Annotated in this window: 17 protein-coding genes and 1 tRNA gene; 7 read left to right on the top strand and 11 right to left on the bottom strand. The window is 71.8% G+C overall.

Going from position 1 to position 17,523, the window contains the following annotated elements:
- Positions 1-611: 611 nt before the first annotated feature.
- On the bottom strand, positions 612-1,757 hold the full coding sequence (gene hppD, locus ACIGXE_RS00425; RefSeq protein ID WP_399740751.1) for a 4-hydroxyphenylpyruvate dioxygenase: 1,146 nt from the start codon (positions 1,755-1,757) through the stop codon (positions 612-614).
- A 121-nt stretch (positions 1,758-1,878) separates the two neighbouring features.
- Here hppD and ACIGXE_RS00420 point away from each other — a divergent pair, with 121 nt between their 5' ends.
- The 4 genes from ACIGXE_RS00420 to ACIGXE_RS00405 all read left to right on the top strand — a co-directional run bounded on the left by ACIGXE_RS00420 (position 1,879) and on the right by ACIGXE_RS00405 (position 4,746).
- Entirely contained in the window at positions 1,879-2,349 is a 471-nt protein-coding gene (locus ACIGXE_RS00420) for an Lrp/AsnC family transcriptional regulator (protein ID WP_399740749.1), read from the top strand.
- Positions 2,350-2,449: 100 nt separating this feature from the next.
- Positions 2,450-3,178 (top strand): helix-turn-helix domain-containing protein, encoded by a 729-nt coding sequence (locus ACIGXE_RS00415; RefSeq protein WP_399740746.1) that lies wholly within the window; start codon positions 2,450-2,452, stop codon positions 3,176-3,178.
- A gap of 27 nt (positions 3,179-3,205) precedes the next feature.
- Positions 3,206-3,391: a hypothetical protein gene (locus ACIGXE_RS00410; RefSeq protein WP_399740743.1), complete on the top strand. Its 186-nt coding sequence runs from the start codon at positions 3,206-3,208 to the stop codon at positions 3,389-3,391.
- Positions 3,392-3,429: 38 nt separating this feature from the next.
- On the top strand, positions 3,430-4,746 hold the full coding sequence (locus ACIGXE_RS00405) for an MFS transporter (protein ID WP_399740740.1): 1,317 nt from the start codon (positions 3,430-3,432) through the stop codon (positions 4,744-4,746).
- Here ACIGXE_RS00405 and ACIGXE_RS00400 read toward each other — a convergent pair.
- From ACIGXE_RS00400 to ACIGXE_RS00370, 7 genes are all read right to left on the bottom strand, one after another.
- Positions 4,679-5,482: a S16 family serine protease gene (locus ACIGXE_RS00400; protein ID WP_399740737.1), complete on the bottom strand. Its 804-nt coding sequence runs from the start codon at positions 5,480-5,482 to the stop codon at positions 4,679-4,681. The genes ACIGXE_RS00405 and ACIGXE_RS00400 overlap by 68 nt on opposite strands.
- Before the next feature lie 474 nt (positions 5,483-5,956).
- Positions 5,957-6,160, bottom strand: a complete 204-nt coding sequence (locus tag ACIGXE_RS00395) for a hypothetical protein (RefSeq protein WP_399740735.1) — start codon at positions 6,158-6,160, stop codon at positions 5,957-5,959.
- Between the two features lie 261 nt (positions 6,161-6,421).
- Positions 6,422-7,063: a helix-turn-helix domain-containing protein gene (locus ACIGXE_RS00390; RefSeq protein WP_365339541.1), complete on the bottom strand. Its 642-nt coding sequence runs from the start codon at positions 7,061-7,063 to the stop codon at positions 6,422-6,424.
- 451 nt (positions 7,064-7,514) lie between these two features.
- Positions 7,515-9,308, bottom strand: a complete 1,794-nt coding sequence (locus ACIGXE_RS00385; protein ID WP_399743657.1) for a DEAD/DEAH box helicase — start codon at positions 9,306-9,308, stop codon at positions 7,515-7,517.
- A 105-nt stretch (positions 9,309-9,413) separates the two neighbouring features.
- Positions 9,414-9,797 carry a type II toxin-antitoxin system death-on-curing family toxin gene (locus ACIGXE_RS00380; protein ID WP_399740732.1) on the bottom strand — a complete coding sequence of 128 codons (384 nt, stop codon included), beginning with the start codon at positions 9,795-9,797 and terminating at the stop codon, positions 9,414-9,416.
- Positions 9,794-10,012, bottom strand: a complete 219-nt coding sequence (locus tag ACIGXE_RS00375) for a hypothetical protein (protein ID WP_399740729.1) — start codon at positions 10,010-10,012, stop codon at positions 9,794-9,796. Before ACIGXE_RS00375 ends, ACIGXE_RS00380 begins: the two co-directional genes overlap by 4 nt.
- 154 nt (positions 10,013-10,166) lie before the next feature.
- Positions 10,167-11,645, bottom strand: a complete 1,479-nt coding sequence (locus ACIGXE_RS00370; protein ID WP_399740726.1) for an MFS transporter — start codon at positions 11,643-11,645, stop codon at positions 10,167-10,169.
- Positions 11,646-11,825: 180 nt separating this feature from the next.
- Between ACIGXE_RS00370 and ACIGXE_RS00365 the strand changes: the two genes are divergently transcribed.
- Together ACIGXE_RS00365 and ACIGXE_RS00360 are read left to right on the top strand one after the other, a co-directional pair.
- Positions 11,826-11,900: transfer RNA gene (locus ACIGXE_RS00365), tRNA-Cys, on the top strand.
- 324 nt (positions 11,901-12,224) lie between these two features.
- The gene (locus ACIGXE_RS00360) at positions 12,225-12,620 is read left to right on the top strand and encodes a hypothetical protein (protein ID WP_399740723.1); all 396 of its coding nucleotides are present in this window, start codon (positions 12,225-12,227) and stop codon (positions 12,618-12,620) included.
- Here ACIGXE_RS00360 and ACIGXE_RS00355 read toward each other — a convergent pair.
- Genes ACIGXE_RS00355 through ACIGXE_RS00345 form a run of 3 tightly spaced genes read right to left on the bottom strand, consistent with a single transcriptional unit; the run spans position 12,607 to position 16,080 of the window.
- Positions 12,607-13,245 carry a hypothetical protein gene (locus ACIGXE_RS00355; RefSeq protein ID WP_399740721.1) on the bottom strand — a complete coding sequence of 213 codons (639 nt, stop codon included), beginning with the start codon at positions 13,243-13,245 and terminating at the stop codon, positions 12,607-12,609. The two genes, ACIGXE_RS00360 and ACIGXE_RS00355, sit on opposite strands and share 14 nt — an antisense overlap.
- A 25-nt stretch (positions 13,246-13,270) precedes the next feature.
- Positions 13,271-15,634 (bottom strand): hypothetical protein, encoded by a 2,364-nt coding sequence (locus ACIGXE_RS00350; RefSeq protein ID WP_399740719.1) that lies wholly within the window; start codon positions 15,632-15,634, stop codon positions 13,271-13,273.
- Between the two features lie 14 nt (positions 15,635-15,648).
- Positions 15,649-16,080, bottom strand: coding sequence for a hypothetical protein (locus ACIGXE_RS00345; RefSeq protein ID WP_399740717.1), 432 nt, complete (start codon positions 16,078-16,080; stop codon positions 15,649-15,651).
- A gap of 417 nt (positions 16,081-16,497) precedes the next feature.
- Between ACIGXE_RS00345 and ACIGXE_RS00340 the strand changes: the two genes are divergently transcribed.
- Entirely contained in the window at positions 16,498-17,484 is a 987-nt protein-coding gene (locus tag ACIGXE_RS00340; RefSeq protein ID WP_399740714.1) for a serine/threonine protein kinase, read from the top strand.
- Positions 17,485-17,523 lie beyond the last annotated feature (39 nt).

The following is a 17,523-nucleotide window of genomic DNA, read 5'->3' as shown; positions in this document are numbered from 1 at the left end:
CGCCCACCGCGCGCCCCCGCCCCGCTCCGTGGCGCGCACGCCGTCGCAGCGTGAGCGACAGCGCGCACCGTCGCGCCGCGGCCCCCCGCCCCCGCTCCGTGGCGCGCACGCCGTCGCGCCGCGCGGAGCGACAGCGCGCACCGTCGCGCCGCGGACCCCCGCCCCCGCCCCACTCTGCTGCGGGCCCGCCCGGGCCCCCGCCCCTTCCGTGTGGGCGATCGCCCCGCTCCGTGGCACGCACGCCCCGTCTCGCCGCGGACCCCGCCCCACTCAGCAGCGGGCAGGCGCCCGGGCTGCCGCCCCCTCCGTGTGGGCAGTCGTCCCGCTGGGGCGGGACGGGTGGGCACACGGGACGTCGCCCCTTGCCGGGCCCAGGCTCCCCACGCGTGAACGCCACCCACCACGGCGCCGCACCGACCCGGCGGCCGCGCCACCGACACCCCGGCACCTGGCCGACCACCCCGACGCCCCCGGCACCACGGCACCACGGCACCCCGCCGCACCACGGATACCGCCCCGGGCGAGCCCCCCGTACCCGCCCGGGGCGTGGAAGGGGCCCGGCCCCGGGGTGTCCACCCGGGCCGGGCCCCTCCGTTCAAAGGGAGCAGCGGCTAGAGGTTGCCGCGCTTCTCCTGCTCGCGCTCGATCGCCTCGAACAGGGCCTTGAAGTTGCCCTTGCCGAAGCCCATCGAGCCGTGCCGCTCGATCATCTCGAAGAAGACGGTCGGGCGGTCCTGGACCGGCTTGGTGAAGATCTGCAGCAGGTAGCCGTCCTCGTCGCGGTCGGCGAGGATCTTCAGCTCACGCAGCTCGTCGATCGGCACGCGGGTGTCGCCGACCCACTCGCCGAGCGTGTCGTAGTACGCGTCCGGGACGGACAGGAACTCGACGCCGGCGGCCCGCATCGCGCGCACGGTGGCGACGATGTCGTTCGTGGCGAGCGCGATGTGCTGGACACCGGGGCCGCCGTAGAACTCCAGGTACTCGTCGATCTGCGACTTCTTCTTCGCGATCGCCGGCTCGTTGATCGGGAACTTGACCTTCTTGGTGCCGTCGGCGACGACCTTCGACATCAGGGCCGAGTACTCGGTCGCGATGTCGTCGCCCACGAACTCCTTCATGTTCGTGAAGCCCATGACGTTGTTGTAGAAGGCGACCCACTCGTTCATCTTGCCGAGCTCGACGTTGCCGACGCAGTGGTCGATGGCCTGGAACGTGCGCTTGGCCGGCGGCTCGACGATCGGCTTGGCGGCGACGTAACCGGGCAGGTAGGGGCCGTCGTAGCCGGAGCGGTCGACGAGGGTGTGGCGGGTCTTGCCGTACGTGGCGATGGCGGCGAGGACGACGGTGCCGTTCTCGTCCTTGAGCTCGTACGGCTCGACGAGGCCGGTGGCGCCCTGCTCGACGGCGTGGGCGTAGGCGGCGCGCGCGTCCGGCACCTCGATCGCCAGGTCGATGACGCCGTCACCGTGCGCGGCGACGTGCTCGTCGATGAAGCGGCCCCAGTCGCTGGTGGCCTTGATGACGGAGGTGAACACGAAACGGGCGGAGCCGTTGGTGAGGACGTAGTTGGCGGTCTCGCGGCTGCCGTTCTCCGGTCCGGAGTAGGCGACGAGCTTCATGCCGAAGGCCGTGGAGTAGTAGTGCGCGGCCTGCTTGGCGTTGCCGACGGCGAAGACGACCGCGTCCATTCCCTTCACCGGGAAGGGATCGGCCTCACGCGCGGTGCTCGGGGTGTGGTCAATGGTCTCAGTCATGGCAGCAGAGTCCCGCCGTCCGGCAAGCTGCGCAATAGTTTCTTGTTCGACTGGTCAATCTGCTCAGCGACCGGCCAGTATGAGCGTGCGACTTGTACATGATGACCATTGAGAGGCCACGATGGCGATCGATCATTTGGACGGACGGCTGATCGTGCTCCTCGCGGAGGAGCCGCGGATCGGGGTGCTGGAGGCCTCGCGCCGGCTCGGGGTGGCGCGCGGCACGGTCCAGGCGCGGCTCGACCGGCTGCAGTCGAACGGGGTCGTCCGCGGCTTCGGCCCCCAGGTGGACCCCGCCGCCCTCGGCTACCCGGTGACGGCCTTCGCGACCCTGGAGATCAAGCAGGGGCAGGGCGCCGACGTGCGGGGGCACCTGGCGACCGTGCCGGAGGTCCTGGAGCTGCACACGACGACCGGCCACGGGGACATGCTGTGCCGGCTCGTGGCCCGCTCGAACGCCGATCTCCAGCGGGTGATCGACCGGGTCGTCGGCTTCGAGGGGATCGTGCGGGCGTCCACGGCGATCGTCATGGAGAACCCGGTCCCGCTGCGGATCATCCCGCTGGTGGAGCAGGCGGCGGCGGAGGGCTGACCAGGCCCGTCGGAGGTCGCGACGGGGTCGACCGAGAGTTGCAAAGAAGTCTCTGCAAAAAACCCTTGCAGAGACTTCTTTGCAACTCTAGTGTGGAGTCATGCCCGAGAAGCCCACCCCCGAATCCGCCCCCGCCTCCACCCGCAGCCCCGGACCCACGGCCGAGTCCGGTGTCGCCGCCGAGTCCGGTGCCGCCACCGAGTCCGGTGCCGCCACCGAGTCCGGTCCGGCCGCCGAGTCCGGTCCCGGCCCCGAGGCGAAGCCCGCGCCGCGGGTGCTCGACCCCCGCTCCCTGCGCGGGCTCGCCCATCCCCTGCGCATCCAGCTCCTGCGCGCCCTGCGGCAGCACGGCCCCGCCACCGCCTCCCGGCTGGCCGAGCGACTGGGCGAGTCCAGCGGTGCCACGAGCTACCACCTGCGGCAGCTCGCCACCCACGGCTTCGTCGAGGACGCCCCGGAGCGGGGCAAGGGGCGGGAGCGGTGGTGGAAGGCGGCCGAGGGGGGCACGGCCTTCGACGAGGCTCTGGTCACGAACCCGGACCCGGAGGTCCAGGGCGCCGTCGAGGTCTTCCTCCACGAGATCGCCAACATCCACACCCAGGAGCTCAACACCTACCTGGGCACCCGGCACCAGTTCCCGGACACGTGGAGCGGCGCCTCCGACATAAGCGACTTCACCCTGCACCTCACGGCCGAGCGGCAGCGCGAGCTCAACGAGCGGATCCACCAGCTCATCGACGAGTACAGCGGCCCGGCCGACCAGGACGCCGAAGACACCCAGCGCGTCCGGATGCACCTGCACGCCTTCCCCCAGCACGGCTCGAACTGACCGCTCCCGACCGGAAAGGCCCCGCCCATGCACCCCGACATCCACCTCACGCTGCACCACCTGACCGCCGCCGAACTCCAGGACGCGGCGGCCGGCGCCGCCCCCGCCACCCCCGTTCGGGTCCAACTCGGCTGGAAGCTGGTCGAGTTCGGTCTCCGGCTCGCCGTCCCGCGGCCCGCCGCCGCTCGCGCCGCGATATCCGCCGCCGCCTGACCAGCCGACCGCACCGAACGCATCCGGGGGGATCCACCGTGCGCTCCCGCACACCACTGGCCACCGTGCTGGCCGCCAACGCCATCTCCATCAGCGGTAATTCACTCACCCTCATCGGCGTCCCGTGGTTCGCGCTGGAGACCACCGGAAGCCCCGGCAAGGCCGGCCTCGTCGCCTTCTGCGCCGCCGTGCCGGTCGTCGTGTCCGCCATCGTCGGCGGCCCGGTCATCGACCGGATCGGCCGCCGCCGGATCTCCGTCGCCTCCGACCTCGTCTGCGCCCTGGCGCTCGCCTCGATCCCCCTCCTCAACCAGGCCGGTGTGCTGCGGTTCTGGATGCTGTGCGCCCTGATGGCGCTCACCGGTCTCTTCCACGCGCCCGGCGAGACCGCGCGGCACGTCCTCATCCCCGACCTCGCCCGGCGCGCCGACACCCCGCTCGCCCGCGCCGCCAGCCTCTACGACGCCGTGTCGCGCGGGGCCCGCATGACGGGCGCCGCGGTCGCCGGCATCCTGGTGGCGCTGATCGGCGCCGACACCGTGCTGTACGTCGACGCCGCCACGTTCGGCGTCTCCGCGCTGCTCGTCCTCGCGGGCCTGCGGGGCATACCGTCCGCCGAGCCGCTGCGCGGGGCGCCGCCGCTGTCGCCGGCCGCCTACCGGGCCGACCTGCGCGAGGGGTACTCCTTCATGCTGCGCACCAGGCTGCTGCTGGGCATCAACCTCATGGTGATGATCACGAACGGCCTGGGGCAGAGCTGGAACTCGGTGCTCCTGCCGGTCCATGCCCGCGAGAGCCTGGGCGGTTCGGCCGCGCTCGGCCTGCTCGTCGCCGTGTTCGGCGGCTGCGCCCTCACCGGCGCGCTGCTCTACGGGGCCTTCGGCCACCGCTTCCCGCGCCGCCCGGTGTTCGCGATCGGCTTCCTGCTCGTCGGCACCCCGCCGTACCTGGTCGCCGCGTTCACGGACACGACCCCGCCGCTGCTCGTGGCGATGGCCGTGGGCGGGCTCGGGGCCGGGGTGCTCAACCCGATCCTCGCCACCGTCTTCTACGAGATCGTCCCCGACGAGCTGCGCACCCGTGTCGGCGGCGCCAGTACCGCCGGCGTGCTGCTGACCACTCCACTGGGCGGGCTCGCGGCGGGCCTCCTGGTGGAACGGGCGGGGCTCACCGTGACGTTGATGATCTGCGCCGGAATCTTCTTCCTCGCCACCCTCGCCCCGTTCGTCTTCCCCTCCTGGAAGGAGATGGAGGCCCGCGCCGAGGCGGCCGGCGGCAGCCCGGCCGTCAGCAGCTCGGAACCTTCGACTCCTGCCCCTGCTCCAGGGCCCGCAGAGCCGACACCGCGTCGCTGAGCCGGGTCACCGGGACCAGGCGGAGCCCCTTCGGCCGCTCCGCCTCGGCCTGGGAGCACTCGTCCTTCGGCACCAGGAAGACGGTCGCCCCGTCCCGGGCGGCGGCCTGCGTCTTGAGGGAGACCCCGCCGACGGCGCCGACCGTGCCGTCCGGCTCGATCGTGCCCGTGCCGGCGACGGTCCGGCCGCCGGTGAGCTCGCCGCCGTCGCCGTCCCCGTCGATCTTGTCCACGATGCCGAGGGAGAACAGCAGTCCCGCGCTGGGTCCGCCGACGTCGGCGAGATGCAGCTGGACCTTGACCTTCTTCGGGTCCAGCTTCAGATAGCCGAGGGCGGCCAGGGTCGCCGCGTCCTGCGACTCCTTCATCTGACCGAGGTTGTGCTGCTCGATCTCCTTGTCGGATTTGCCCGGCGGATAGACCGAGGACTTCGGCAGAACCGCCCGGTCCGTGCGGAACCAGGCGTCGGCCACCTCGCCGAGGTCGATCGACTCCGACGGACCGGTCGCCAGGATCGTCGTCATCCGCAGCTGCCCTTCGGTCGCGCGGACCGGGGCGCCCGAGATGGTGATCACCTCACGCCCCTGGTCCTTGCCGAGCACGTCGGCGGTCGAGCCGGGCTGTGCGATCGAGAACGGCAGCGGCGCGAGCCCGGCGACGGCGAGCAGCGCGACGACGGGCAGGGCGCAGAGCGCGAGGGCACGGTTGCGCGGGAGACCAGCGAGACGGGAGAGCACGCCCCAAATCTACTGGGCCGCCGCCGGGGCACCGCCCGGATCCTGTCTTTCGAACCGGCCCGCAGCCGAGCTCGCGCGCGGCGCGCCACGAGCAAGGGCTTCGCCGGGACCTCGGGGCGAGGCCGGGGCGGAGCCCGGGCGGAGCCGCGAGCCCGGGGACCTCCCGGCGAAGCCTCGGGAGGAGCCGCGAGTTCGGGGACCTCCCGGCGAAGCGGCCTCGGGAGGAGCCGCGAGCCCGGGGACCTCCCGGCGAAGCCTCGGGAGGAGCCGCGAGCCCGGGGACCTCCCGGCGAAGCCTCGGGCGGAGCCGCGAGCCCGGGGACCTCCCGGCGAAGCCTCGGGAGGAGCCGCGAGTTCGGGCACCCCCGGTGAAGGCCGGGGACGCCGCCGACCCAGGCACCTCCGGCCGAAGCCGGGGGGAGCCCCGAGCCCGGCGTGATCGGCGAGGCCCCAGCCAAGGGCTGTCCGGGCCCCCTAGGCCGGGTGGTGGCCGAAGAAGGCGCCCAGGTGCCGGCGGACCGTCGCCGTCGTCCGGGCCGGCTCGCCCGTGCCGACCAGCGCGGCCCGCGTGGCGCCCGTGACGAGCCCGGCGGCCTGGGGCTGGGGTACGGAGCTGGGGTACGGAGCTGGGGTACGAGCGCCGCGTAGTCGGCGAATGCCCCGGAGGTGCCTGCACACCCGCGGCACCCGTGAGGTGCCTGCGCACCCCCGCGGCCCTCGAGGCGCCCGCACGCCCCCGCCCCCTGAGGTGCCCTGGGGCGCCTCAGGTACCGATCCGGGAGCGCTCCAGGGCCCGCAGTGCCCCGAGGCACATCAGGCGCCCCAGGAGCGCGTCAGCCCCTCAGGTACCTCACGCACCTCATGCGCGTCGGTGCCTCAGGCACGGTGGGGTGCTCGGGGGCCTCGCGTGACCCGGTCGGTTCGCGCGAGGCGCGCGCCTCAGCGCAGCGCGTCGGCGACCTCCCGGGCCGCGTCGACGACGCGGGGGCCGACGCGCTCCGGCACGGCGTCGGCGAGCATGACGACGCCGACGCTGCCCTCTATGCCGGTCACGCCGACCAGCGGCGCGGCGGCTCCGCTGGCGCCCGCCTCCAGCTCCCCGTGGGTGAGCGTGAAGCCGGGTTCGGTGAGCTCGCCCAACCGGGCGGCGAGGATGGCGCGGCCGGCCGCCCCGCGGTCCAGCGGGTGGCGGAAGCCGGCCCGGTAGGCGACGTGGTAGTCGGTCCAGGTCGGTTCGACGACGGCGACGGCGAGGGCCTCCGCGCCGTCCACGAGGGTCAGGTGCGCGGTCGCCCCTATGTCCTCGGCGAGCGAGCGCAGCGCGGGCAGCGCGGCCTCCCGCACCAGGGGGTGGACCTGGCGGCCGAGGCGCAGCACGCCGAGCCCGACCCTGGCGCGGCCGCCGAGGTCACGGCGTACGAGGGCGTGCTGTTCGAGCGTGGCGAGCAGTCGGTAGACGACGGTCCGGTTCACACCGAGTCGGTTGGACAACTCGGTGACGGTCAGGCCGTGGTCGGTGTCGGCGAGCAGTTTGAGGACTCGAAGTCCCCGGTCGAGCGTCTGGGAGGTCTCCGCGGTCACGACGCCCTCTCCTTCGGAGTGAGTGACAGCGGACTCGTACGAAAGCTGCGGCACCGGTCCCATCGGCGACGCACGTCAGAGGCCGCCGGCAGGACGGGGTACACCGGCTGCGCTCCGCGGCGGCGCTGCCACGGGGCGTTTGCTTGAGGCGGGACAGTAGCGAGCCTCTCCGCTCAGCGGAAGACCTCGTCCAGAATCCGGGCGCGTGCGACCGGATACGGGCGGTTCGGGACCTAAGTCGGCCGAACGGGGGACTTTGGCTGACAAGACGGGCCCGGCCGGAACCGTAGCGTGGAGGGGCGCGAGGCCCGACCGTGGGGGCCGGTCCTCGCCGCCACGTCCCGTCCGCGCGGGACGACCGAGGCCCGTACGCCGCCTGCGTACGGGCCTCGTTCACGGGCTGCCGCGGTCTGCGGGGCTCCGCGAGCTCGCCGCGACCCCGCCCCCGTGGTCACCGCATCCGGGTGGCCCACTCCTGGACCTTCTTGATCCGCTCGCGGATCTGGCCGGCGGTCGCCTCGGCGCTCGGCGGCCCGCCGCAGACGCGGCGCAGCTCGGTGTGGATCACGCCGTGCGGCTTGCCGCTCTGGTGAACGTACGCACCGACCATCGTGTTGAGCTGTTTCCTCAGCTCGAGCAGCTCCTTGTGGGAAACGACGGGCCGCCGTTCCGCGGGAAGCTCCAGCAGGTCGGCCTCGGTGTCCGGCTTCTTGCGGCTGTGCGCGATCTGCCGGGCCTGCCGCTTCTGGAGGAGGAGCTGGACCTGGTCCGGTTCGAGGAGCCCGGGGATGCCGAGGTAGTCCTGCTCCTCCTCGCTGCCGGGGTGGGCCTGCATGCCGAACTCGGCGGCGTTGTAGAGCACCCGGTCGAAGACGGCGTCGGACTCCAGCGCCTCGAAGGGCAGCATGTCCTGCTCGCCCGTGTCCTCGTCCTGCTGCTTCTCCGCCTCCGCCATCTCCTTCTCGGACTCGGCGTACGGGTCCTCCTCGCCCTCCTTCTTGGGCCGGTCGAGGACGTGGTCGCGCTCGACCTCCATCTCGCTGGCGAAACCGAGCAGGCTGGGGATGGTGGGAAGGAACACGGACGCGGTCTCGCCGCGCCTGCGGGATCGCACGAAACGGCCGACGGCCTGGGCGAAGAAGAGCGGGGTCGAGATCGTCGTCGCGTACACGCCCACGGCGAGCCGTGGCACGTCGACGCCCTCGGACACCATGCGCACCGCGACCATCCAGCGGTCGGTGCTGTCGCTGAACTCGTCGATGCGGCCGGAGGCGCCGGCGTCGTCGGAGAGGACGACGGTGGCCTTCGTGCCGGTGATCTCACGGATGAGCTTCGCGTACGCGCGCGCGGAGTCCTGGTCGGAGGCGATGACCAGCCCGCCGGCGTCCGGGATGGACTTGCGGACCTCGGTGAGGCGCTGGTCGGCGGCCCGAAGGACGTTGGGCATCCAGTCGCCGCGCGGGTCGAGGGCGGTGCGCCAGGCCTGGGAGACCGCGTCCTTGGTCATCGGCTCTCCGAGCCGCGCGGCGATCTCGTCACCGGCCTTGGTGCGCCAGCGCATGTTGCCGCTGTAGGAGAGGAAGATGACCGGCCGGACGACGCCGTCGCCGAGCGCGTTCCCGTAGCCGTAGGTGTAGTCGGCGGAGGACCGCCGGATCCCGTCGTTGCCCTCCTCGTACGTGACGAAGGGGATGGGATTGGTGTCGGACCGGAACGGCGTACCGGTCAGGGCCAGCCGGCGGGTCGCGGGCTCGAAGGCCTCCAGGCAGGCCTCGCCCCACGACTTGGAGTCTCCGGCGTGGTGGATCTCGTCGAGGATGACGAGGGTCTTGCGCTGTTCACTGCGGTTGCGGTGGAGCATGGGCCGCACGCCGACACCGGCGTACGTGATGGCGATCCCGTCGTACTCCTTGCTGAGCGGCCCCGCGCTGTAGTCGGGGTCCAGCTTGATCCCTATCCGCGCCGCGGCCGCCGCCCACTGCTTCTTGAGGTGCTCGGTGGGGGCGACGACCGTGACCTGCTGCACCACGTGGTGGTGCAGCAGCCAGGACGCGAGGGTCAGCGCGAAGGTGGTCTTGCCGGCGCCCGGCGTGGCGACCGCGAGGAAGTCACGAGGCTGCTCCTGGATGTACTTCTCCATCGCGCCCTGCTGCCAGGCGCGCAGCTTGTTGGCGGTGCCCCAGGGGGCCCGGCCGGGGAAGGCGGGAGAGAGGTGATGAGAGGAGGTGGCGGTGGTAGTCACGATCTCCGGTTCGACGCTCGTCCAGATATGACAACCGGGCCACCTTACCGGTGCGACCGGCTCGACCCCGTAGGAACGAGCCCGCGCCGCCCCTCCTTGAGACAGTCCTCACAGCTCCCGCAGCCGCCCGGCGATGTCCGGAATGTCCGCGAGCTCACCGGCGGCGACGGCGACGACCAGGTCGTATGCGCGCTCGTGGTCGACGTCGGCGAGATCGACCCCGTTGACGCCGAGGAAGACGGCGGCGGACAGCCAGGCGGCCCGCTTGTTGCCGTCGACGAAGGGATGGTTCGAGGCGATCGCGTGCAGCAGCACGGCGGCCTGTTCGTGGACGTCCCGATACGCGCTCTCCCCGAACATGCGCGCCCGCGGCCGGTGCACGGCCGACTCGAGCAGCCCGGGCGCGCGCAGCTCGGGGTCGTCGTCCCCGGTGAACGCGATCCGCGCGATCTCCTCGACCTCGGCCACGGTCAGGAACCGGCTCCCGCTCATTCCCCGAGCCTCCTCAGCAGCTCCTGGTGACGCAGCGCGAGCCGCGTCGCCTCGCGCCGTACGGGGGCCGCCTCGGCGTCCACGAAACGGCGCACGGCCTCCCCGACGAGCTCGTCGACACCGACGCCCCGGGCGTCGGCGAGATCCGCGAGGGCGGCGGCTGCGGGGTGGGGGAGGGCGTGGGTGAGGGTGACGGTGAGGTGGCTTCGGGACATGGGGGGACGGTAGTGGGGCCGGGGAGGGGGAGGCGAGCGATTTCGACGGGGGTGCACCGCGACGCGGCGGGGACGCCGCACGACTCCGTGTGACGGGGGCGGACGGGGCGCGAGCCCCTGACCGGTGGGAGGGGGGACCTGGCCCCTTACCGCCCTAGTCCTGTCGCTGCCCTTGGCCCGGCGCTCCCAGCCGGGTGGCCACCCAGGCGCCCACCACCGCGACCGCCGCCATGGGGAGGAAGACGGCGGCGAAGGCGGCGGGGTGGGAGCCGGTCGTGGGGTCGGCCGAGACGGCATGTCCGACCGCTCCCCCGCCGAGGGCGGCGAAGGCGGCGCCGCCGGCGGCGAGGAGCAGGACGTTGGACAGGCCGTCCGAGATCTGGAGGGCGGCGGAGTTCGCGCCCGCCTCCTCCGGCGGGGACAGCTTGAGCAGCAGCACGCTGGTGGAGGCGATCACCATGCCCATGCCGAAGCAGCCGAAGCCCCAGGCCACCGCCACGATCCACACCGGCACGGCGGTGATCAGGACGCTGGGGGCGGTCGCGATGGCGGCGGCCACGAGGACCATGCCGCCGACGACGAGCCGCTCGCGGTACGGCTCGGTGCGCGGCCGGGACTGGACCCAGGAGCCGAGTGCCCAGGTGGCGCCGCCGACGGCGAGGGAGAGCCCGGCGAGGGTGGGGCTGAGACCGCGCTGGGTGACCAGCATGAGCGGCACGAAGGACTCGGCCGCGATGAAGGACCCGGCGGCGATCCCGCGCAGCAGCACGACGGAGGGCAGGCCGCGCGCCGCGCGGTACGTCCCGCGCGGCAGCAGCCCCCGTACGGCGGGGACGAGCAGCGCGACGCCGGCGAGCGCCGGCAGGACGGAGAGCCAGCGCAGTTCCTGCCCGGCGTACTGGAGCAGGCCGGCGCCGAGCGAGATGCCGAGGGCCAGCCGGATCCGCCGCCGGTCCCAGGGCGCCACGGGGGCGCCGGCGCCGGCGGGCCCGGAGGCGGTGCGGCGGATCGCGGGCAGGGCGAGGGCCAGCGGGAACACGACGAGGACGGGGATGCTGAGGAAGACCCACCGCCACCCGAGGTGCTCGGTGATCGTGCCGGAGGCGAGGGGGCCGACGACGGAGGGCACGACCCAGCCGGCGGCGAAGGCCGCCATCATCGCGGGGCGGAGGTGCTCCTCGTAGGCGCGGCTGATCACCACGTACAGCGAGACGATCACGAGGCCGCCGCCGAGCCCCTGGACGGCCCGGCCGAGGATGAACAGCCACATGTCCGCCGCCGTGCCGGAGAGCACGAGTCCGGCGGCGAAACAGCTCATGCCACCGGCGAGCGGCCCGAGCGGGCCGCTGCGGTCGGACCACTGCCCGGAGAGGACCATGCCGAAGAGGCTGGTGGTGAAGTAGGCGGAGAAGGCGAAGGCGTAGACGGAGACGCCGTCGAGCTCGCGGGCGGCGACGGGCATGGCGGTGCCGACGGCGGTCGCCTCGAAGGCGACGACGAGGACGACGGAGACGATGCCGATGCTGAGCGCCCGATGGGCCCGGTCGAGCACGGATCCGCCGCCGACCGGGACGGGCGGTGCGGCGGCGGGGTTCGGTGCGACGTCGGTGTCGCGGGGGTCGAGGGCGCTCATACGCCCCAGAGTAAGGGCCGTATCCGGTTTTGGCCCCTGTCCGGAGACGTATCCGTACCGGCCCGATGGTCGTACGACCGAAGGGCACTGTGAACGCGGCATGGCAGTCGTGTTGCGGCCCGCCCGAAACCGTTGAGGCCCCGCGGGACCTCCGCCTAACGTCTTTCTTGTCACCACCGCGACCGTGTGCCCGAGTGGTTGAGGGGCTCGCCTGCAAAGCGAGTTACGTGGGTTCAATTCCCGCCACGGTCTCCAGCGCCTCTGAGCAGGCGAACGAAAGGGCGGCACCCCGCGAGGGGTGCCGCCCTTTTTTCCTGGGCCGGCGCCCCCCACCCCCCCCACCACCAACAGCCCCTCCACGCCGACCTTCACGGCCAGGCGCCGGGCCCCGCGGTCGCGGAAGCGCCCCGGGCCGATTGACACCAACACTTGAACACGTTCAAGATGAGGCCTGCCGCTTCCTTGAGGCGTCGCCACCGAGCATGTGCGAGACACGAGAGGCAGGACCGCATGGCTGCCGAACAGCATCAGCGGATACGACGTGCATTCACGGGGGCCGCGTGGGGATGTGCGGCGGCCTTGCTGCTGACCTCCTGCTCCGTCTACCCGGTCGCGGTCGACGACGAGGGGCTGACGGGCGTGTGGTCGTCGTACGGGAGCGAGGCGACGGTCGAGTTCAAAGCCGACGGCACGTTCACGGGCAAGGACTTGGACAAGTCGAACGTCGGCACCCTCTACTGCTCCGGAATCTCCGCCCGGCAGCATGGCTCCTGGTCCCTGTCCGGAACGTTCGCCGAGGTCACCTTCGACGGCGTGGACTGCCAGGACATGGTGTTCTCCTTCCACGGCTCCCCGGAGCACTACATCGCCTGCTTCACTCGGGACGTGACTGCCGGCTGCACGGAGGAATTCGACCGGGAGGAGGACGGCCCGAGCGATCCCGGTCGCGAACCGGCTCCTTCTACTTCGGCTTGAAGACAGGCTTGTCGGAGAGCCCGGCGCTGTTCTCGCAGCGGAGCTTCTTGACGACGGCGAGGGTGACGGAGTGGAGCACGGTGAGGTTGGCTTCGCGGATGGCGGGGGTGTCGGGTAGCTCGGCATTACTGAATCTCAGCACTCCCCGAATCCGGGCGGCGCGCTCTTGGGACCCGTCGAGGCGGGGGCTGGCACACCTGACGAAGAGATACGCCTTCTGCGGTCCGGACTGAGCTTCTAGGCCCATGTCGTACGCGTGAAGGCCATAAGGGTGCACGTCTCCGAAGAGGTCTCTTTCCCGGTAAAGGCCGAAGTCGATGTCAACCCGGTCCACACTGCCTGGCGCTGACGCACGGCACATAGGGGGATGCGTCGTCAATCGCTCCCGCTTCGCATAGTCTGCGGTCAACTGCTCCACACTTCGATCCAGTCCACCCACCGGATCGTGGTCGAATTTCTTGGTCCGGAGCACCATTTCCAGGGCATGGGCCGCGTCGGACGAAAGTGCGCCGTCACACTGGTCGGCGGCGGAGACACGCTGTCGCTCCGTGGCCTCGCCACTGCAGGCGCTTACGAGAAGTCCAGCTGCCAGCCCGAAAACAACGAACTTGATCAATCCGTGCATGACGATCCCCGTTCTCCGTCACTCCTCATCCTGCTTCCGGGGCGCTGCCGACCTGCCCCACGAAAAGGTTGCCGTCCCTGTAGCCAATGATCACGGAGTCGATCAGAGTCTGCTTGAGTTCGCCGCTCACATGAGAGCGGTGCGCCTTGACGAAATGCTCCATCGGGGATTCAGCGCTATATCGGCCGGCAAGGTAGACAGCCCTCCTGTCCTCGTGGATCTTGTCCTCGGTCGAGTCTTTGTGCTCCTCGACGGACTTCTCGGACCAGTCCCCGACAACCTGACCTGCCAGCTGCTCCATGGCGCCCGAACCCGTGTCGACGGCAAGCGGCACGAGGATCGCGGCGGCACCTGCGGCGGCTGCGGTGGCCGGTAGGAACGCGACACCCGCCGCAATGGCGGCCGTCGTGCCGAACTCCACCCAGGCGGCCTTCTTCTCCTGAGCCTTCTCGTAGTCCTCGTGGAGCTTCATGCCCTCGGCCTCAATCTGCATCGCACGAGACTGGTCCAGCTGCCCTTGGAACAAGGCTCCAGTGCGGACGGCTTCTCGGGCACCGCCTGCGTCCACCTGACCATCGGTACCGACCTGAGCCTCCAACACGCTAGTGGTGTAGACACGCTCCGCCATCGTCATCGTGGCGTAAGCGTCCGGGTGCTGGCCCAAGGTGGTCAGGAACCTCGTCGCGCCTTCTACCCCGAACTGCGGATGGAGCTTCATGATGGCCGCGGCTTCTTCTGGACTCTTACCTTGGAGACCCGGCGCGTAGACACTGGTCGGATCGTTCTTCCTCAAGGCCCAGTTGAGATCGTCGATATAGCCGGCGCCCATGTTGCCGAGGCTGTCCGCCATGGAGGACTGGTACTTCTTGAGCAGTTCGGCGTCGCCCCCGTACTTCGTGACGACGTTCGCCATGATCTCGGCCGATGCCGCATCCCGCCTGAGCTCGGGGTGGGGGTCGTCCCACGCGTGTCCGAGCGTCGCGGCTTCCAAGGCGTGCCCGAGCGCGTCCGGCATGTAATCCGCTGCCTTCTTCACGTCTTCGGGGTCGTGACCGGCGGTGTCGGCGAAGAACTCGTACTTCTCGTTGGCGAAGAAGTCGAGGTAGTTGTCGATACCCTCGCCACTCTTGTTCTTGCCCAGGTCGAGCGTGCCGCCGGCACTGCCGTCCAGCTCGTACGACGTCGGCTTCCCGGAGAAGAACTCCTTCGCCGCCTCCGGACTGTGCCCCAACGCCTCCAGCACCGGAATCATCGGATCGAACCCGGCCCCGTTGACCCTCGACGGGTTGTACTGGTTATCCAGCCAGCCGCCCATCGTCGGCCTGCTGTTGGCGAAGAAGTACGGGTCCTTCGCGTGGAGTTGCGTGACGTGTTCGGCGATCGGGACGAGGAACTTCGGGTCGTAGTCGCCGTACCGCATGATGCCGCCGAGCAGCTGGTAGCCGAACGCCGGGCTGCTGTCGTACTTGGCGAGCGGAATGCGCTCGGTACCGAGCCTCCGCATCTCGGTGGACCAGTGTTCGGTCCACGCGTCGCCGCCCTGCGTCGCCGTGGCGAGGTTGAGGCCCAGGTTGCGCTGCAGGGCCTGGACGTCCGCCAGGCGCTGCTTGTCGACGGCCGGGTACTCGTACGTGTCGGTGGACAGCCGGCCGAAGAACTCCAGCGCCCCCTTGGCGCCGAGCCCGTCGTAGAACGCCCTGGAGAAGTCCTTCGAGCCCTGGTTGTCGGCGAGGAGCTCGTTGAGCCGTACGAGCTCCGCGTGGGTGAGGTCCCGGCCCTTCCCGGCCAGGTCCAGCGCGCGCCGCGCCTCCTCCGCGTCCAGGCTGCCGTACTTCGGGGCACTGAAGTTGTGCTGGTCGCCGGTGATGTTGGCCCGCAGCGCGGTCGCGCAGGCCACGTCGGCGTCGTCGCAGTTCTCGACGATCGCGTCGATGCGCCGCTGCAGCGCCGCGATCGCCTCACGCTGCTTGAGGTCGAACGCGGGGGATTCCGGGTCGGGCCGCGCGACGGCGTCCCTGGCCACCGAGTACCTCGCCTCGACGACCCCGTCGCTCTTCACCACGAGCCCCTGATGGGGCGCCTCCGCCTCGACGATCCTCGTCAGGTCGGCCTTCGCCTTCCTGAAGGTCCGGTAGCCGTCCTGGAGCACCTTGTGGATCCCGTCGGCCGCCTTCGCCGCGTCCTCGAACTCCTTGGCGGTCTTGTCGATGAAGGGCTTGGTCACCTCGGCGTTCACGCCGTGCCAGGCGTCCGCCTTAGCCTTCGCGGCCATCGTCCGGCGGGCGTCCTCCGCGAGCACGTCCAGCTTGCGCCTCATCTCAAACCAGCTGTCGGCCGCGGCCTTCATCTTGTCCAGGGGTGCGTGACACAGGTCGTCGAAGGTCAACACCGTGGCTCCCCCGCCTACTTGAAGTACTCGCTGATCTTGGACACGGCGAGGGCCGTTCTGATCTCCTCGTCGTCCTTGCCGTGCGCGGCCACGCTGTAGTCGAGGTGGTTGGAGATGTGCGCGCAGGCGGAGAGGAGCGTGCCGAGCTGGGAGGCCCAGGTCTCCTGGACGGTCGCCATGGCCGATCCGGTACGGAAGCCGCTCCGAGACAGGCCCGTCGCCGCCGACGACGTGTCCGTACGCGCGTGGTTCCCGTCCTTCAGGAGCCGGCCGTGCAGCTGGAAGGCGGCGTGCCCGATGGCGCCGAGGTGATCCCGCTCCACCCAGAGGTCGATGCCGCCACCACCGCCACCGCTCCCGGGGCCGGGAGACAGCTGGTTGAGCCTCGTGCTCACCCGGTGCGCGGCGGCGCTCCGCTCCGCTGCCCACTCCTCTTCGAAGGACATGACTCCCCCAACGGTCACCCGCACGAACCAGCGCGTCTTCGCTGCCGGAGCGCCAGAGGTTACTCATGGGCGGGGCCACCCGCAGGAGTCCGCGTCAACACCGCTCCCTCGGCGCGGCGCCGCCCCTGAACGGCCACCGGCCGCGGCGGCGAGCACGAGCCACCCTTTCGGGGCAGCCGCTTCCGTCAAGTCCTACGATCACCCGATCACCAGCAGAGCGCCCCCGGGCACCCCCGGCACGCCCAGGCACCCCTGGACACCCCCAGCACGCCCAGGCACCCCGGGTGCCCCCAGCACCCCCCGAGCGGAGCCCCCGCGCCCACCACCCCAAGTCGCCCGCCCCGACCGCGCCCGCCTGTCCCCCGCACGCCCTGAGTAGGCTCTCCCTGCGCAGGGGAACTACAGGGGGATTCGCACATGGAACGGCCGTACCGTCTCGTCACGCGCCTCGACCCGCCGAACTCGGCCGGGACTCCCGTCGCCCCGTACCGCCGGTTCGTCGCCAGGTCCGCGGACGGTGACCGTACGGTGCTGTTCAGCGCCCCGCACCCCGGCGGCGACCCGGCCCTCTTCCGCGCCGAGGCCGAGGTCGCCCAGCGCCTGACAGCGCCCTGGACGCTGCCGGTGAACGCCGTCAGCGGTACGGACGACGCCTGGTTCACGCACCCCTACGTGCCCGCCCTCCCCCTTCCCGTCGCCCTCGCCGTGCACGGCGGACCGTTGCCCGAGGGAACGGTCCGGGTGATCGGCGCGGCGCTCGCCGAGACGCTCGCGGCGCTGCACGCGCAGGGCGTGACCCACGCCGGGGTGGCCCCGGCCGCGGTGCTGCTCACGGCCGACGGGCCGCTGCTGACCTGCTTCGGGGCGGCGCGGTCCACGGACCGGGTGGACCGGGAGGCCCAGGCGCCGGAGCGCACGGCCGGCGCGGCACCGGCCGCACCGGGGACTCCGGCGGCCGCACCGAGGGCGCCGGGAACTCAGACGGCGGCACCGGCCGGGCCGGGGACCCCGACGGCGGCTCCTATGGCGCCCGGGACTCCGACGGCGCCACCGGCCGGCCCGGGAAGCCCCGCCGCGGCACCCGCCGACGCGCCGCACGACGTCTACGGCCTGGGTGCCGTGCTCGCCTACGCGGCGACCGGGTACACCGTGCCGGAGCGCTCCGAGCTCCCCGACGCGCTGCGCGCCACGATCACCGCGTGTCTGACCCGCGATCCGGCGCAGCGCCCGGCCGCCGCCGCGCTGCCGGCCGCGCTGGCCCCGCCGGCCCCGCACGGTACGGTGCTCGGCTCGGCGGCCTCGCTGCTGACGCCGGGCTGGCTGCCCGCACGGGTGGTGGCGGCGCTGGCCCACCAGTCGGCGTCGCTCCTGGCGGCCGATCTGCCGGTGCCGAACGGCTCTTGACGACCCCTGACACATGGAACCGGGACCCGAGGAACCGAC

This window comes from Streptomyces sp. NPDC053431, assembly GCF_044544925.1.
GTDB lineage: Bacteria > Actinomycetota > Actinomycetes > Streptomycetales > Streptomycetaceae > Streptomyces.
The sequence above is the reverse complement of the archived record's forward strand: the minus strand, read 5'-3'. Positions and strand labels throughout refer to the sequence as shown.

Coding starts and splice junctions, on each gene's coding strand:
- hppD (WP_399740751.1), bottom strand. CDS start 1,757: ATGACTGAGACCATTGACCACACCCCGAGCACCGCGCGTGAGGCCGAT.
- ACIGXE_RS00420 (WP_399740749.1), top strand. CDS start 1,879: ATGGCGATCGATCATTTGGACGGACGGCTGATCGTGCTCCTCGCGGAG.
- ACIGXE_RS00415 (WP_399740746.1), top strand. CDS start 2,450: ATGCCCGAGAAGCCCACCCCCGAATCCGCCCCCGCCTCCACCCGCAGC.
- ACIGXE_RS00410 (WP_399740743.1), top strand. CDS start 3,206: ATGCACCCCGACATCCACCTCACGCTGCACCACCTGACCGCCGCCGAA.
- ACIGXE_RS00380 (WP_399740732.1), bottom strand. CDS start 9,797: ATGAGCGGGAGCCGGTTCCTGACCGTGGCCGAGGTCGAGGAGATCGCG.
- ACIGXE_RS00375 (WP_399740729.1), bottom strand. CDS start 10,012: ATGTCCCGAAGCCACCTCACCGTCACCCTCACCCACGCCCTCCCCCAC.
- ACIGXE_RS00370 (WP_399740726.1), bottom strand. CDS start 11,645: ATGAGCGCCCTCGACCCCCGCGACACCGACGTCGCACCGAACCCCGCC.
- ACIGXE_RS00355 (WP_399740721.1), bottom strand. CDS start 13,245: ATGCACGGATTGATCAAGTTCGTTGTTTTCGGGCTGGCAGCTGGACTT.
- ACIGXE_RS00345 (WP_399740717.1), bottom strand. CDS start 16,080: ATGTCCTTCGAAGAGGAGTGGGCAGCGGAGCGGAGCGCCGCCGCGCAC.
- ACIGXE_RS00340 (WP_399740714.1), top strand. CDS start 16,498: ATGGAACGGCCGTACCGTCTCGTCACGCGCCTCGACCCGCCGAACTCG.